At 65.5% G+C, this 14,664-nt stretch carries 12 protein-coding genes; 5 read left to right on the top strand and 7 right to left on the bottom strand.

Annotated elements, in window-relative coordinates:
• The first annotated feature begins 47 nt into the window (after positions 1-47).
• The 3 genes from ACIPZG_RS16570 (at position 48) to ACIPZG_RS16560 (ending at position 2,920) form a co-directional block, all read left to right on the top strand.
• Positions 48-539, top strand: coding sequence for a hypothetical protein (locus ACIPZG_RS16570; protein ID WP_400715455.1), 492 nt, complete (start codon positions 48-50; stop codon positions 537-539).
• A gap of 79 nt (positions 540-618) precedes the next feature.
• Positions 619-2,025 carry an adenosylmethionine--8-amino-7-oxononanoate transaminase gene (locus ACIPZG_RS16565; RefSeq protein ID WP_400640260.1) on the top strand — a complete coding sequence of 469 codons (1,407 nt, stop codon included), beginning with the start codon at positions 619-621 and terminating at the stop codon, positions 2,023-2,025.
• A 172-nt stretch (positions 2,026-2,197) separates the two neighbouring features.
• Positions 2,198-2,920 carry a 16S rRNA (uracil(1498)-N(3))-methyltransferase gene (locus ACIPZG_RS16560; RefSeq protein WP_400715453.1) on the top strand — a complete coding sequence of 241 codons (723 nt, stop codon included), beginning with the start codon at positions 2,198-2,200 and terminating at the stop codon, positions 2,918-2,920.
• On the opposite strand, the gene ACIPZG_RS16555 is transcribed toward ACIPZG_RS16560, so the two are convergent.
• The 7 genes from ACIPZG_RS16555 to ACIPZG_RS16525 all read right to left on the bottom strand — a co-directional run bounded on the left by ACIPZG_RS16555 (position 2,921) and on the right by ACIPZG_RS16525 (position 12,428).
• Positions 2,921-3,538, bottom strand: a complete 618-nt coding sequence (locus ACIPZG_RS16555) for a hemolysin III family protein (RefSeq protein WP_400715451.1) — start codon at positions 3,536-3,538, stop codon at positions 2,921-2,923. It abuts the gene before it with no gap.
• An 81-nt stretch (positions 3,539-3,619) separates the two neighbouring features.
• A complete protein-coding gene (locus ACIPZG_RS16550) occupies positions 3,620-4,093 on the bottom strand; it encodes a chemotaxis protein CheW (protein WP_400715449.1) in 474 nt (157 codons plus the stop codon).
• The gene (locus tag ACIPZG_RS16545) at positions 4,086-8,978 is read right to left on the bottom strand and encodes an Hpt domain-containing protein (RefSeq protein ID WP_400715447.1); all 4,893 of its coding nucleotides are present in this window, start codon (positions 8,976-8,978) and stop codon (positions 4,086-4,088) included. Before ACIPZG_RS16545 ends, ACIPZG_RS16550 begins: the two co-directional genes overlap by 8 nt.
• Before the next feature lie 11 nt (positions 8,979-8,989).
• Complete coding sequence (locus ACIPZG_RS16540; RefSeq protein ID WP_400715722.1) at positions 8,990-11,014, bottom strand: methyl-accepting chemotaxis protein; 2,025 nt, start codon at positions 11,012-11,014, stop codon at positions 8,990-8,992.
• Positions 11,015-11,061: 47 nt separating this feature from the next.
• Complete coding sequence (locus ACIPZG_RS16535; RefSeq protein WP_400715445.1) at positions 11,062-11,616, bottom strand: chemotaxis protein CheW; 555 nt, start codon at positions 11,614-11,616, stop codon at positions 11,062-11,064.
• Positions 11,613-11,978, bottom strand: a complete 366-nt coding sequence (gene pilH, locus ACIPZG_RS16530; RefSeq protein ID WP_008094835.1) for a twitching motility response regulator PilH — start codon at positions 11,976-11,978, stop codon at positions 11,613-11,615. Before pilH ends, ACIPZG_RS16535 begins: the two co-directional genes overlap by 4 nt.
• A 48-nt stretch (positions 11,979-12,026) precedes the next feature.
• A complete protein-coding gene (locus ACIPZG_RS16525) occupies positions 12,027-12,428 on the bottom strand; it encodes a PleD family two-component system response regulator (protein WP_008094833.1) in 402 nt (133 codons plus the stop codon).
• A 195-nt stretch (positions 12,429-12,623) separates the two neighbouring features.
• Between ACIPZG_RS16525 and gshB the strand changes: the two genes are divergently transcribed.
• Positions 12,624-13,577 carry a glutathione synthase gene (gshB, locus tag ACIPZG_RS16520; RefSeq protein WP_008094831.1) on the top strand — a complete coding sequence of 318 codons (954 nt, stop codon included), beginning with the start codon at positions 12,624-12,626 and terminating at the stop codon, positions 13,575-13,577.
• A 91-nt stretch (positions 13,578-13,668) separates the two neighbouring features.
• On the top strand, positions 13,669-14,574 hold the full coding sequence (locus ACIPZG_RS16515; RefSeq protein ID WP_400715442.1) for an energy transducer TonB: 906 nt from the start codon (positions 13,669-13,671) through the stop codon (positions 14,572-14,574).
• Positions 14,575-14,664 lie beyond the last annotated feature (90 nt).

Raw genomic sequence — 14,664 nt, 5'->3', positions numbered from 1 at the left:
GCGATGCTTTCGCAGGTGGCTAGAAAACCGACAAAAGGAGCTGCGGCATGATCTATGAGGAGCACTTCGCGCACGTCGACAGGCAATTTCTGTCACACAAGCAGTCATTTCGTACCCCATCCGGCTTGAGCATCCGCTCCAACGGCACCTCCTGGACCGGTTTTCATGAAGCCTTCAAAGGCAAGGACGGCACTGAGCTGGTGATCGGCGAGCACAGCGACGTGGAAATCGCCTTCAACCAGGAGGTCGAGCACCTTCGCCTCGAATACTACGTGGTCAGCGATCAGTCGTTCGACAATGTGCAAATGCTGCTGGATACCGATGGCTACGACATCGACCTGATCGCGCCGATCCCGCGCAACTTCTACTGGCTCACGCTATCGGGCAGCGGCTACACCGAGTTCAAGCCTGGCCCCATCGCCACCCAGCCCTACCATCAGGACATCGACGGGCCGTTTCGACGCCTGACCATCTCCACTTCGCAGGCCGGCACCGTGCACATTCGCAAGCTCGAATGGACCCGCACCTGTCGCCATTGACCCTTAGCGGTTGTCCTGCCTCCTGGCATTGCTTAGGCTTACGCGGTCAAACCAAGCCGCAATGCCAGGAGAAGTGCCGATGGGCCTCAACGATCAGTGGATGCAACGCGACCTCAAGGTCCTGTGGCACCCCTGCACCCAGATGAAAGACCACGAGCAACTGCCACTGATCCCGATCAAGCGCGGTGAAGGCGTGTGGCTCGAAGACTTCGATGGCAAACGCTACCTGGATGCGGTCAGCAGCTGGTGGGTCAATGTGTTCGGCCATGCCAACCCGCGCATCAACCAGCGCATCAAGGATCAGGTCGATCAGCTGGAGCACGTGATTCTGGCCGGCTTCAGCCACCAGCCGGTCATCGAGCTGTCCGAACGGCTGGTCGCCATGACGCCGGCCGGGCTTGACCGTGTGTTCTATGCCGACAACGGCTCGTCGTGCATCGAAGTGGCGCTGAAAATGAGCTTCCACTACTGGCAGAACATCGGCAAACCTGCGAAAAAACGCTTCGTCACCCTGACCAACAGCTACCACGGCGAAACCATTGCCGCCATGTCGGTCGGCGACGTGCCCCTGTTCACCGAAACCTACAAGGCATTGCTGCTCGACACCCTCAAGGTGCCCAGCCCGGACTGCTACCTGCGCCCCGAGGGCATGAGCTGGGAAGAACATTCTCGCAACATGTTCGCGGCCATGGAGCAGACCCTGGCCGAACACCACGAGACCGTTTCGGCAGTCATCGTCGAGCCGCTGATCCAGGGCGCCGGCGGCATGCGCATGTACCACCCGGTCTACCTCAAGCTGCTGCGCGAGGCCTGCGACCGCTATGGCGTGCACCTGATCCACGACGAGATCGCCGTCGGCTTCGGCCGCACCGGCACGATGTTCGCCTGCGAGCAGGCCGGTATCCGCCCAGACTTCCTGTGCCTGTCCAAGGCCTTGACCGGCGGCTACCTGCCGCTGGCTGCCTGCCTGACCACCGACACCGTGTACCAGGCGTTCTACGACGATTACCCGACCCTGCGCGCCTTCCTCCACTCGCACAGCTACACCGGCAACCCGCTGGCCTGCGCCGCCGCCCTGGCGACCCTGGATATCTTCGAGCAGGACAACGTGATCGAAGCCAACAAAGCGTTGTCGGCACGCATGGCCAGCGCCACCGCGCACCTGGCCGACCACGCCCATGTCGCCGAAATCCGCCAGACCGGCATGGCCCTTGCGATCGAGATGGTGCAAGACAAGGCTGGCAAGGTCGCCTACCCCTGGCAGGAGCGTCGTGGCCTGAAGGTGTTCGAGCACGCGCTGTCCCGTGGCGCCCTGTTGCGGCCGCTGGGTAGCGTGGTGTACTTCCTGCCACCGTATGTCATTACCCCGGAGCAGATCGACTTCCTCGCCGAAGTGGCCAGTGAAGGCATCGATATCGCCACGCGGGAAAGCGTCAGCGTCGCCGTACCGGCGAACTTCCACCCTGACTTCCGCGATCCGGGCTGACCGAACAACCCTTGCACTGCCTTGTAGGAGCGGCCTTGTGTCGCGAAAGGGCCGCAAAGCGGCCCCCGGCATGTTGCAGCGCCGCTGAAACCCTGGGGCTGCCCTGCAGCCCTTTCGCGACACAAGGCCGCTCCTACAAGGACCGATGTCCAACTTCTTCCTGAGCAGAACCATGAGACTGTCCCGCTTCTTCATCGACGCCCCCCTGAGCCTTGGCGAGCACGACCTGCCCGAAGCCCAGGCCCACTACATCGGCCGCGTACTGCGCATGGCCCCCGGCGATGCCGTGCAGCTGTTCGACGGCAGCGGCCAGGAATACCTCGGCCAGTTGCTCGAAGTGGGCAAGAAGACCGTGCGCGTCAGCCTCGACCAGGCTGTGCCAGGCCAGGCCGATTCGCCGTTGCATATCCACCTGGGCCAGGGCCTGTCCCGCGGCGAGCGCATGGACTGGGCCATCCAGAAGGCCACCGAGCTGGGCGTCAATGAAATCACTCCGATCGTCAGCGAACGCTGTGAAGTGCGCCTCAAAGACGAGCGCGCCGACAAACGCCTGGCCCACTGGCGCCAGGTAGCCATCAGCGCCTGCGAGCAGTGCGGCCGATCGACCCTGCCGGTGATCCACCCGCCAGTGACCCTGGCCGAGTGGATCAAGGGCAGTGAAGCTGACCTGAAACTGGTCCTGCACCCGGTCGCCGAACCGCTGACCAGCCACGAAAAACCAGCGCGCCTGGCCTTCCTCATCGGCCCCGAAGGCGGCTTGAGCGAGGCGGAAGTCGACCAGGCCAAGGCAGCTGGCTTCCACGCCGCCCGCCTCGGCCCCCGCGTGCTGCGCACAGAGACTGCGCCCGTGGTGGCACTCGCGGTGGCTCAGCAGTTGTGGGGCGATTTTTCGTAACTACCGCACGTAGAACGACACCGCGACGAAGTGCATGAGGCTGCCGGCAATCACGAACAGGTGCCAGATGCCATGCCAGTGGCGGAAACGGCTGTCGAAGGCGAAGAAGAGGATGCCCACGGTGTAGAACACCCCGCCGGCCGCCAGCCAGGTGAAGCCGGCGGTGCCGAGGCTGTTCAGCAAGGGCTTGACCGCCACCAGGACGATCCAGCCCATCACCGCGTAGATGACGATCGACAGGACCCGGGCTTCGGAGCGCGGTTTTATTTCCTGCAGCATGCCGATCACCGCCAGGCCCCAGACCACGCCGAACAGGCTCCAGCCCCAGGGGCCGCGCAGGCTGACCAGACAAAATGGTGTGTAGCTGCCAGCGATCAGCAGGTAGATCGACAGGTGATCGAGCTTGCGCATGATCACCTTCGCGCGGCCGCGGGTGCTGTGGTAAAGGGTCGAGATGCTGTAGAGCAACAGCAGCGTGGCGCCGTAGATGGAGAAACTGACGATCTTCCAGGGGTCGCCCTGCAGGCCTGCGACGACGATCAGCCAGATGGCACCGATACAGGCCAGGACGGCACCGACCAGGTGGGTCCAGGCGTTGAAGCGTTCACCGTAATACATGCAAACACAGACCTCCTTGGGTGGGCTGGGTTCCTCATTCCTTCAGTTGCGGCCCCGCGAAAGGGCCATCAGCTTCACATCCTACCCAACCCCAGGTTGCAATTGCGCGTCACGTACCAGCCTTTCCAGCGCGCCCAGGTCCGGCACCCGCGCCACCTGATCACCCACCTGCACCGCCGCCAGCTCCAGGCTGCCCAGCGCCACGTCCACATAGTTGAGCTGGCTGTCGAGCTTGCACGACCGTGGAATGTCCTGCAGCAGCACCGCCAGATAACGCAAGCCGGTATCGCCCAGGGCATTGAGCACCACGATGCGCGCTCGCTCGCCACACGGCGTCTCGCCCCCACAGGCGGCCTCGAAACCGATCAGCGGCAGGTGTTGCTGACGCCAGTCGATCCAGCCCAGGTGCCACGCGGGCTCGCCCGGCTGGCAGAACAGGTTGCGCTGGCCAATCAGTTCGGCCACGGCCACATTCGGCAGCACCAGGATTCGGTCGCCCAACGGCAACAACAGGCCCGTCAGGCTGCTACGCTGGCCGGCGATCAGTTCAAGCATGGTGCTGGCTCCAGTGGGCGATGCTCTGCAGCAACACCGATTCCTGGTACGGCTTGCCCAGGTAGTCGTTGACGCCAATCGCCATGGCCCGGTCGCGGTGCTTCTGCCCGGTGCGTGAGGTGATCATGATGATCGGCAGGTCCTTGAGCCGCTCATCGCGGCGAATGCGGGTGGCCACTTCGAATCCATCCATGCGCGGCATCTCGATATCCAGCAGCAGCACGTCGGGGCGGTGCTCTTCCAACAGGGCCATGGCGTCGACCCCGTCCTTGGCCGTCAGCACGCTCATGCCATGGCGTTCGAGCAAGCGGCTGGTGACCTTGCGCACCGTCACCGAGTCGTCCACCACCATCACCAGCAAGGCGCGCCGCGGTGCCGGCCCGAACAGGGTACTCTGCACCCCGCTGCCGCCCGGCAGGCGCGCCAGGCGGCGTTGCTGGCCGCGCAGCTGGCCGAGCAGATCGAGAATCAGCACCACCCGACCATCGCCCAGCAGGGTTGCGCCCGACAGCCCCGCCACGGCGGCGAACTGTGGCCCGAGGCTCTTCACCACGATCTCGCGGCTCGGCGACAGGGTGTCGACCTGAATCGCGAACGATTGCTCCTGGGAATGCACCAGCAGCACCGGCAGCGGCACGCTCTGCCCCAACAGGCCAGGCCGTGGCAGCCCTTGCAGCAGTTCGCCCAGGTAACGCAGCTCGTATTCATGGCCGGCATACACGTAGCGCGGCACCTCCAGCTGGTAGCAGGCAGCCAGCTCGGCCGGTGGCACGCGGACGATGCCCTCGATGGTGTTGAGCGGGATGGCGTACTGCTCCTCGCCCATGTGCACCATCAGGGCGCGGTTGATCGACACCGTGAACGGCAGGCGAATCAGGAAGCGCGCCCCCTTGCCCTGGGCCGATTCGATCGTCATCGAGCCGCCAAGCTGCTTGACCTCTTCGTGCACCACGTCCATGCCCAGGCCACGCCCGGAAATCTGGGTGATCTTCTCGGCTGTGGAAAAACCGGGGCGCAGGATGAACTGAAGGATTTCGTGATCGTTCAAGTTGGCCTGCGGGTCCAGCAGGCCCCGCTTGATAGCTTTGCGTCGCACCGCGTCCAGTGGAACGCCAGCGCCATCGTCAGTCATTTCGATGACGATATCGGCGCCTTCATGCAGCAAGTTCAACGCGATCGTACCCTGCTCCGGCTTGCCGGCGGCCAGGCGCACTTCGCGGGCCTCCAGGCCATGGTCGACGGCATTGCGCAGCATGTGTTCGAGCGGCGCGACCATGCGTTCGAGTACGCTGCGGTCCAGCTCGCCTTCGGCGTTGCCGACCACCAGTTCGACCTGCTTGCCCAGCTCGCTCGCCACTTGCCGTACGACCCGCTGCAGGCGCGGCACCAGGCGCTCGAACGGCACCATCAAGGTCGCCGTCAGGCCTTCCTGCAACTGGCTGTTCACCCGCGCCTGCTGCTGCAGCAGGCTGTAGGCCTCCTGGGCGCGCTGGGTCAGTGTCTCTTTCAGGTCGAGCAAGTCGGAGGCCGATTCGAACAAGGCCCGCGACAACTGCTGCAACTGGGAATGGCGGTCCATCTCCAGCGGGTCGAAGTCTTCGTAGGCATCGCCTTCGAAGGGTTGCCGGCTGGTCATACGCCCCTGGGTCTCGTTGTCCAGGCGCAACAGCTGGTCGCGCATGCGCTCCAGTGTGGTTTCCATCTCGTTCAGGGCGAACTGGGCGTCGTTGACCTGCTGCTCGATGCGCCCGCGGATGACCGAATGCTCGCCGGCCAGGTTGCCCAGGTCGTCGAGCAGCTCGGCGTCGACCTTGACCATATCACCAGCCGCGCGCTCCGGCGCAGCGCTGGGCAACTCGGCGGGCGCCGCTTCGGCCGGGGCCTGCCCGGCGACACTGTCGGTCAGTGCGGCGCTGCTGAAGTTGCGGATGTAGTCGATCAGTGCGGTGGCCGCATGCAGCGGCTGACCCAGGCGCGCGGCATCGAGCATGTGCGCCAGGCGGTCGTGGCAGTTCTGCAAGAGTGCGAACAGCGGCGCGCTGGGCGGCAAGCGCCCGGCAGCCAGCAACTCGTAAAGGAACTCAAGTTCGTGGGCAAGATCGCCGATGGCGGCGATCTCGACCATGCGTGCCCCCCCCTTGAGGGTATGCAGGTCACGCAGCAGGTTATCCACCTCGACGCTGTTGCGCGGCTCTGCCTGCCAGCGTGCCAGCGCGGCAGCAGCGCTTTCGACGATGTCCGAGCTTTCTTCGAGGAAGACTTCCAGCAGCTCCTTGTCGCCCGGGCTGTCGACCTCCTCGGTCAGTTCCACGGATGCCGGCAGTGGCGTCACCGACCCCGGCGCCACCAGGCCCGTGGCATCCGGCGCCAGGGCACCGGCCAGCAAGCCACGCAGGCTGTCGACGCAATCGGCGCGGGGCGTCAGCTCCTGGCCGGCGGCGACCTGGTCAAGCATATCGAGGAGCGCTTCATGGGCCTGGTGGGCCTGGGCGAAAAAGTGCGCATCGGCCCCCAGGCTGCCCTCTTCCACTGCGCCATACACGTCCAGCAGTGCTTCGCAGACATCGTCCATCTGCCAGAGGTCGGCCAGGTGGGCCGAATGGCACAGCGTGGTCAATTCATCGAGCAGGCTGTCCAGCGACTGGCGCTGGCCCGGTTGCTCTTGCCAGCGCGACAGCAGCGACTCGGCATCCAGCAGGATGTCCATGGCCTGGGCCAGGAAGCTGGCGGTGCGCTGTGGGTCGCGCGCGTTGCGCCGCGCATGGGACTGCTCGTCATGCAGGGTTGCCAGGCGCTCGTCCACCGCCTCGCCGACCTGTTCGATCAACTGCGCCGCGCCCGCGATAGCGGCCAGCGGGGTGCTGCCCAATTGCGCCAGGCCTTGCTGGAACAAGGCACGCGCCGCGTCCAGCCAGGCGATTTCAGCGCTCTGCAAGGGCAATTGGTGACTGCGGTATTCGCGAACCAGGCGATCGAAAGCCGTGGCCAGTTCGGCGATCGGCATCACGCCGGCCATGGCGGCACTGCCCTTGAGCGTGTGCAGGGCGCGCTGCAGTTCATCGCTAACGGGGGTGTCCTGGCCCTTGGCCGCCTGCAGGTAGTCACTCAGGCTGGCCAGATGGCCCTGAGCCTCATTGCGGAAGATGTCCAGCAGCTGAGGATCGAGGCCCTCGATTTCGGCACTGACGGGTGTGTCGCTCTCGGCAAGCGCATGCAGATGGCTGGCCAACTGCTCGATCTCGGTCACTTGTGGCATCTGCCCGGCGGCGAAGTCAGCCAGCAGGTCCGGCAGGTGCACAACCACCTGCTGCAGCGCCACGGCCCCCTCTGGCGCAAGGGCGATACGCCGTTCGAGCACGCGATTGAGCAGGTGTTCGCCCCCCCAGGCCAGCTCGGCGACGGCCTGGGCATGCACCATGCGACCGCTGCCCTTGAGCGTGTGCAAATCGCGGCGCAGCGCCACCAGGGCTTCGTACAGGCTGTTGTCGGCGCGCCAGCGCAACCAGTGCCGCTCGATTTCCGGCAGCAGCTCGCCGGCCTCTTCGAGAAACACCTCGCGCAACTCGTCATCGATGCCATCGCTGTCGCCGTCATGGCTTGGCTGCGCGTCGCCATGGCTGCACTGCACGCCCAGCGCCGCCAGGCTGGCGCGGGCCATGTCGAGGAACGGTTGGCCATCGGCCAGCGGGTCGGCGACGCGCCATTGCAGGTAGCACTCGCCGGCACTGAGCGCCTGCGCCAGATGATCCAGCTCATCCGCTGGCGGCTCCACGTCCAGGTGCTGCAACCAGCCCTGTACATACGCGGCGCTTGCGCCAAACACCTGCGCAGCGGCCGGCAGCATCAGCATCGCCAGCGCCCCGCGCACCTGCTGCAACAAGCCCGGCAACGGCTGCAGGCGTTGCCGCGGCCAGCCGGACTCCAGGCAATCGCCTATCAGGTCCTTGGCCTGCTGCAACACGGCCAGCGATTCGTTCAGCACCAGCTGGCGGATTTCTGCCAGGTCCGAACCCGGCAGCCCGTTTTGCCCGCCCTCCTCCAGAGGGCCGACCATGCCATTGAGGCTGGCCTCCACGTACAGCAGGGCGCCCGCCACATCCATCAGCACCGGGTCATCCACGGCGCGCTCGCCCTGGGCCAGGGCCTGCAGCGCCAGGACCTGGTCGATGATGACGCGCCGAGGTTGCTGGAAACCCAGCACCGCCAAGGTGTCGGCAACATGCCGCAACGGTGCCAGCAAAGCGTCAAGCTGTTCGATGTGCTGGCGATCACCCCGCACGAACTGGTCCAGGCGCTCCTTGATCCGCACCAGGTCGTCGCACAGGGCCGTCACCACCGAACGCAAGGCATCACGGCCTGACCCGGCCTGCACCTGCTCACGCCAGTTACCCAGCGACAGGTCGAGGTTGGCCAGGTCATCGGACCCTGCGAAGCGTTGCGCCGCGCCACTGATCAGGCTGCCCTGGGCCAACGGCTCGACGCCACGGCAGGCACGCAGCTGGTTGAGCAGCGGCAGCATCACCAACGGCAGGTCATGGCGTGCCCCGCGCAGTCGCTCCAGGTACGAGGGCAGTTGCTCGAGCCCGCGAAACAACGGGCCCAGACAGTCGCCGCGCGGGCTCACCTGGCCATCGGCCAAGGCCTTGGCCAGCAGCTCCAGCTCTTCGGCCAGGCGCGTGGCGCCGCGCAGTTCGAGCATGCGCAGGCAACCATGCACCTGGTGCAGGTTGTCCACCACAAAGGCCAGGATGGAGCGGTCGTCAGTCTCGCCGGCAAAGCGTTCCAGGGCTTGGCGCGCCTGGCCCAGGCAGTCGAGGATCGCCGCCCGGGTCCAGGCCAGGGCGACCGTGTCGTGGCGCTCGGGGCTCACTGCTGCAGAAGCCATGGGTATGTCCCTCAACGCCGTTCAGCCGGGGTCGGCAAGGTAAAGCCAGACACTGAACGACGCATCTCACTGGCCATGCGCGCCAGGTGCCGGATGCTGTCGGCGGTGGCGCCGGAGCCAGCGGAGGTCTGCGCGGTAATCTGCTGGATGACCGCCATGGTGTGGGAAATCTGCCCCGCCGAGGAGGTTTGCAATTGGGCGGCGTCGGAGATGCTGTGGATAAGTTCGGCCAGGTTCTGCGACACCCCTTCGATTTCCGCCAGCGCCACCCCGGCGTCCTGGGCCAGGCGCGCGCCACGTACCACTTCGGCGGTGGTCTGCTCCATGGAGATCACCGCCTCGTTGGTGTCGGCCTGAATGGTCCGCACCAGCGCCTCGATCTGCCGCGTGGCCGAGGACGAACGCTCGGCCAGCCGCTGGACTTCGTCGGCCACCACGGCAAAGCCACGGCCGGCCTCGCCGGCCAGGGATGCCTGGATCGCCGCGTTGAGCGCCAGGATGTTGGTCTGGTCGGCAATGTCGTCGATGAGGTTGACGATGTCGCCGATCTCCTGTGAAGACTCGCCCAGACGCTTGATGCGCTTGGCAGTGTCCTGGATCTGCTCGCGGATGTTGTCCATGCCGTTGATGGTGTTGTGCACCACTTCGTTGCCCTTGTTGGCGATGGCCACCGAACGTTCAGCCACCTTGGCCGACTCGTAGGCATGGGCCGAAACCCGGTCGATCGATTCGACCATGTCGCCCACCGCCTCCGACGCCTCGCTGATCTGGTCGGCCTGGTGCTCCGAGGCCTTGGCCAGCTGGCGGGCAGTGTTCTGCGTGTCCTGCACGGCCGCTGCCACCTGCTCGGCACTGTGGTTGATGGTCGCCACCAGGTCGCGCAGCTGGTCGACCGAATAGTTGATCGAGTCGGCGATGGCGCCGGTGAAATCCTCGGTAACCGATACGGTGACGGTCAGGTCGCCGTCGGCCAGTTCCTCGATTTCATCGAGCAGGCGCATGATCGCCTGCTGGTTGCGTTCGTTCTTTTCGGCGGTCTCGCGCAGCTGGCGGTTAGTGGTACGCACCATCACCAGGCCGATCAGGATGATCGAGGCCAGCGCCAGCAGGCCCAGGACGTAGCCGCCAACCGTATCCAGGGTACGGCCACCGGCCAGGTTCTCGAAGCCGTTGGCCAGGTGCGAGGCCTCTTCGAGCAGGGTCTGCGACAGGCTGAATATATTGCCCGCGGCCTCGCGCACGCGGAACAGCTCGGGCGAGGTTTCGAGGATTTCATCCACCGAGCCTGCGACGAACTGGAACAGCTCGGCGATTTCCGCCAACCGTGCACGGGCGTCGGCGTCCTCGACACGGGTGACCTGAATGGCCGGGTTGCCCGCGAGCATGCCTTCAAGCACCTGGCCGAAACGGCTGGCATCGCGGCCGAAGGCATCGGCCGCCTGGGCGGCGGTGTCGTCGCCGGCCAACACCGTATTGACCGAGCCGAGGATACGTTCGGCAAGCAGCAATTGGCGCTGGGCCACCACCACCTGGTTGGCCGGCGCGCCGCTCTGCAGCAGGATCTCGACGACTTTTTCGTACTCCACCTGCAGTTGCGGCACGGTTTCGGCGAGGGTCGCCGCCACCTGGTGCAGCGACAGCACGGTCTGTTCGCTGGCGAGGATGGTGTCGGTGTTCTTGCGCAGGTTTTCCCAATCCTGGCGCACCGCCTCCATTTCATCGCGCACGGTGACCGGTGCCGCCGGCAGGCCGGTGGACTTGTCACCTTCGCGCAGGTAGCTCCAGCGCCGCTCGAAATCGTTGCGCGCATCCGACAGCAGCTTGAAGGCCAGGGCCTTGCCCGCCGCCGCCTCGGTGGCGTTCTTGGCGATGCGCTGGGACAGCACGCGCAACTCGCCGGCATGGCCGATGTACTGCTTGTCGTGGTTGGACTGGGTGTTGAGGTAGGCGAAATTGGCGAACAGCAGGATGATCGACAGGATCAGTACCACGAACAGCACGGTGATCTGCACGATGCTGCGCGTGCGCGGGGTCATGCTGTTGGGGGCGACGCTGGTGGCCGGCTTGTTCACGTTCGAAAGTCCTATAGCGCCACATCGAGAAACCCCGGCGCCTGGGCCAGGGCGAAGGGGCTGAAGATCGCCCAGTTGCGTTCACGCGGGAAGTGCCCCTGCACGAAACGGGCGGCGGCGCGCAGCAGCGGCTGCGGCGGCGACAGTTCCAGGCTGCTCAAGGCGAAATGCTGCAGACCCAGGACTTCGTCCACCAGCAGGCCGACGAACAGGTCCTCGTGGTCCAGCACCAGCACCCGTCGCTGCTTGCCCGGGGCCGCCGGGCCGAGGCCGAAGAAACGGCTCAGGTCCATCACCGGCAACAAACGGCCACGCAGGTTGGCCACCCCGCAGACCCACGGCTGCACGCCCGGTACGCGGCTGCTGCGCGGCTCGCGCAACACTTCGGCGACTTCGCCCATGGGTGCCACGAACCACTGCCCGGCGATGCGAAAACCGATGCCGCTCCATTGCTGCAGGCGGGTGTCCTGCGGGGGCTGGTCGGCCACCAGCAGGCGGCAGCGCCGGTCGATGTCCAGCAACAGCTCGAAGGCGGTCAGCGACGCGCCCTGGGGGCGGGTGGTCAAGCGCCGAGCACTTCGTTGAGCTTGGCGATCAGGGCGTCTTCTTCCACCGGCTTGGTGACGAAACCACGCGCGCCTTGGCGCTGCGCCCAGATACGGTCGGTTTCCTGGTCCTTGGTGGTCACGATCAGCACTGGAATCGCGCTGGTTTCCGGGTCCTTGCTCAATTGGCGGGTGGCCTGAAAACCGTTCATGCCGGGCATGACGATATCCATCAGCACCGCATCGGGTTTCTCCTGGCGGGCCAGGGCCACCGCGTCGGCGCCGTTGTTGGCCTTGAGCACCTGGTGCCCGTGTTTTTCCAGCCAGGCGGTCAGTTTGTACATCTCAGTCGGCGAGTCGTCGACAATCAGAACTCGGGCCATGCTGTTTCCCCATCAGGAAATAGAGAGGCCGCGCCACCTCGGGCACGGTCAGGGTGCGTGTTGTTCCTGCGCGGCGAAACCGGGCACATGGGCCCGGATCGCGTCGAGCAGTTCGTCCTTGCCAAAGGGCTTGGTCAGGAACTGGTCGGAGCCGACCACCCGGCCGCGGGCCTTGTCGAACAGGCCATCGCGTGACGACAGGAGAATCACCGGAATGTCCTTGAAGGCACTGTTGTGCTTGATCACGGCGCAGGTCTGGTAGCCATCCAGGCGCGGCATCAGCACATCGACGAAAATGATCTGCGGCTGGTGGTCGACGATCTTGGCCAGGGCATCGAAGCCGTCACTGGCGGTGATCACCTCACAGCCCGCTTCGCCGAGCAACATCTGCGCGGTGCGGCGGATCGTGCGTGAATCGTCGATCACCATCACCTTCAGGGGTTGTTCCATAAGTTGCTACCATCGCTGCACATTGTGGGCTGCAAGCCGCGGATGGCTTGGAGCTTGAAGCTGAAGGCATTTTTAGCACACTCCCGGAGCCCATTCCATCTGCCGCCCCCTTGACCCGCGGCGTTCGCGGCGCCACCCTGAGCCACTTTTCTTTCGATTCGTCGCGGCCACCGGCCGCCAAGAGGAACCACCCCCATGAGCGTTCGCCTCGGCATTGTCATGGACCCCATCGCGTCCATCTCCTACAAGAAGGACAGCTCGCTGGCCATGCTGCTGGCCGCCCAGGCCCGCGGCTGGAGCCTGTTCTACATGGAGCAGCGCGACCTGTACCAGGCCCAAGGCAAGGCCCGCGCGCGCATGCGCCCGCTCAACGTGTTCGCCGACCCGGCGCGTTGGTTCGAGCTGGGTGAGGAGCAGGACAGCCCCCTGGCCGAACTGGACGTGATCCTGATGCGCAAGGACCCGCCGTTCGACATGGAGTTCGTCTACAGCACCTACCTGCTGGAACAGGCCGAGGCTGAAGGCGTGCTGGTGGTCAACCGCCCGCAGAGCCTGCGCGACTGCAACGAAAAACTGTTCGCCACGCTGTTCCCGCAGTGCACGCCGCCGACCCTGGTCAGCCGCCGCCCGGACATCATTCGCCAGTTCGCCGCCGAGCACGGCGACGTGATCCTCAAGCCGCTGGACGGCATGGGCGGTACCTCGATCTTCCGTCACCGGGTGGGCGACCCCAACCTGTCGGTGATTCTGGAAACCCTGACCGCGCTGGGTGCCCAGCAGATCATGGCGCAGGCGTACCTGCCGGCGATCAAGGACGGCGACAAGCGCATCCTGATGATCGACGGCGAACCGGTGGATTACTGCCTGGCACGCATCCCGGCCAGCGGCGAGACCCGCGGCAACCTGGCCGCCGGTGGCCGCGGCGAAGCCCGCCCACTGAGCGAGCGCGACCGCTGGATCGCCGCCCAGGTCGGCCCGACCTTGCGCGAAAAGGGCCTGCTGTTCGTGGGCCTGGATGTGATCGGCGACTACCTCACCGAAATCAACGTCACCAGCCCCACCTGCATCCGCGAGATCGACGCGGCCTACAACACCGATATCGGTGGCAAGCTGATGGATGCCATTGATCGCCAGCTCAAGGCGCGCTGACCGCCAACGCGGAGCAATGACGCGGAGTGGGGTATGATGCCGGTCCTATTCGACTGAGCTGCTGCCCCGCCCCGCGGTTGCTGGATACCTGATGACGCTGCCCGCCGACATCCCCGCCGACTTTCAGCCACCCCGCATTCGCCCGGTGGACCGGCTTGGCTTTACCCTGTTCCTGGCTGCCCTGGTGCACCTGGCGCTGATCCTTGGCGTGGGTTTTACCGTGGTCAAACCGGCTGAAATCCGCCAGACCATGGACATTACCCTGGCCACCTTCAAGAGCGAGAAAGCGCCCGAGAAGGCCGACTTCCAGGCCCAGGAAAACCAGCAGGGCAGCGGTACCCTGGAGAAGAAGGCGGTGCCCAAGACCACCGAAGTGGCGCCCTTCCAGGACAGCAAGATCAACAAGGTCACGCCGCCGCCGGCCGCCAAGCCCGAGGTAGTGCCGCCGCCGGCACCGGCGAAGTCCGCCGTGGCCACCAAGGCCCCCAAGCCGCAGAAGGTCGAGCCCAAGCCCAAGGAAAGCAAGGCGCAGCCCAAGCCTGCGGCCGCCACGCCGGACTTCGACAGCTCGCAGCTGTCGAGCCAGATCGCCAGCCTTGAAGCCGAGCTGTCCAACGAACAGCAGATGTACGCCAAGCGCCCGCGCATTCACCGCCTCAATGCCGCCTCGACCATGCGCGACAAGGGTGCCTGGTACAAGGAGGAGTGGCGCAAGAAGGTCGAGCGGGTGGGTAACCTCAACTACCCCGATGACGCGCGGCGCCAGCAGATCTACGGCAACTTGCGGATGATGGTGTCGATCAACCGCGATGGCTCGCTGTACGAGGTGCTGGTGCTGGAATCGTCCGGGCAGCCGGTGCTCGACCAGGCGGCGCAGCGCATCGTGCGGCTGGCGGCGCCGTTTGCGCCGTTTACCGGGGATCTGGCGGAGTTCGACCGGCTGGAGATCATTCGTACCTGGCGGTTTGCGCGTGGGGATCGGTTGTCCAGTAACTGACGGGGCTGCTTTGCAGCCCATCGCCGGCAAGCCGGCTCCCACAGGGACGGCGCTGCCCTTGAGCTGGGTGTGGGAGCCGGCTTGCCGGCG

The organism is Pseudomonas sp. NPDC089395, from assembly GCF_044749525.1.
Lineage (GTDB): Bacteria > Pseudomonadota > Gammaproteobacteria > Pseudomonadales > Pseudomonadaceae > Aquipseudomonas.
This window is presented reverse-complemented; position numbering and strand designations above follow the sequence as displayed.

Coding starts and splice junctions, on each gene's coding strand:
- ACIPZG_RS16550 (WP_400715449.1), bottom strand. CDS start 4,093: ATGCTTGAACTGATCGCCGGCCAGCGTAGCAGCCTGACGGGCCTGTTG.
- pilH (WP_008094835.1), bottom strand. CDS start 11,978: ATGGCCCGAGTTCTGATTGTCGACGACTCGCCGACTGAGATGTACAAA.
- ACIPZG_RS16525 (WP_008094833.1), bottom strand. CDS start 12,428: ATGGAACAACCCCTGAAGGTGATGGTGATCGACGATTCACGCACGATC.
- ACIPZG_RS16540 (WP_400715722.1), bottom strand. CDS start 11,014: ATGACCCCGCGCACGCGCAGCATCGTGCAGATCACCGTGCTGTTCGTG.
- ACIPZG_RS16555 (WP_400715451.1), bottom strand. CDS start 3,538: ATGTATTACGGTGAACGCTTCAACGCCTGGACCCACCTGGTCGGTGCC.
- ACIPZG_RS16565 (WP_400640260.1), top strand. CDS start 619: ATGGGCCTCAACGATCAGTGGATGCAACGCGACCTCAAGGTCCTGTGG.
- ACIPZG_RS16545 (WP_400715447.1), bottom strand. CDS start 8,978: ATGGCTTCTGCAGCAGTGAGCCCCGAGCGCCACGACACGGTCGCCCTG.
- gshB (WP_008094831.1), top strand. CDS start 12,624: ATGAGCGTTCGCCTCGGCATTGTCATGGACCCCATCGCGTCCATCTCC.
- ACIPZG_RS16570 (WP_400715455.1), top strand. CDS start 48: ATGATCTATGAGGAGCACTTCGCGCACGTCGACAGGCAATTTCTGTCA.
- ACIPZG_RS16560 (WP_400715453.1), top strand. CDS start 2,198: ATGAGACTGTCCCGCTTCTTCATCGACGCCCCCCTGAGCCTTGGCGAG.
- ACIPZG_RS16515 (WP_400715442.1), top strand. CDS start 13,669: ATGACGCTGCCCGCCGACATCCCCGCCGACTTTCAGCCACCCCGCATT.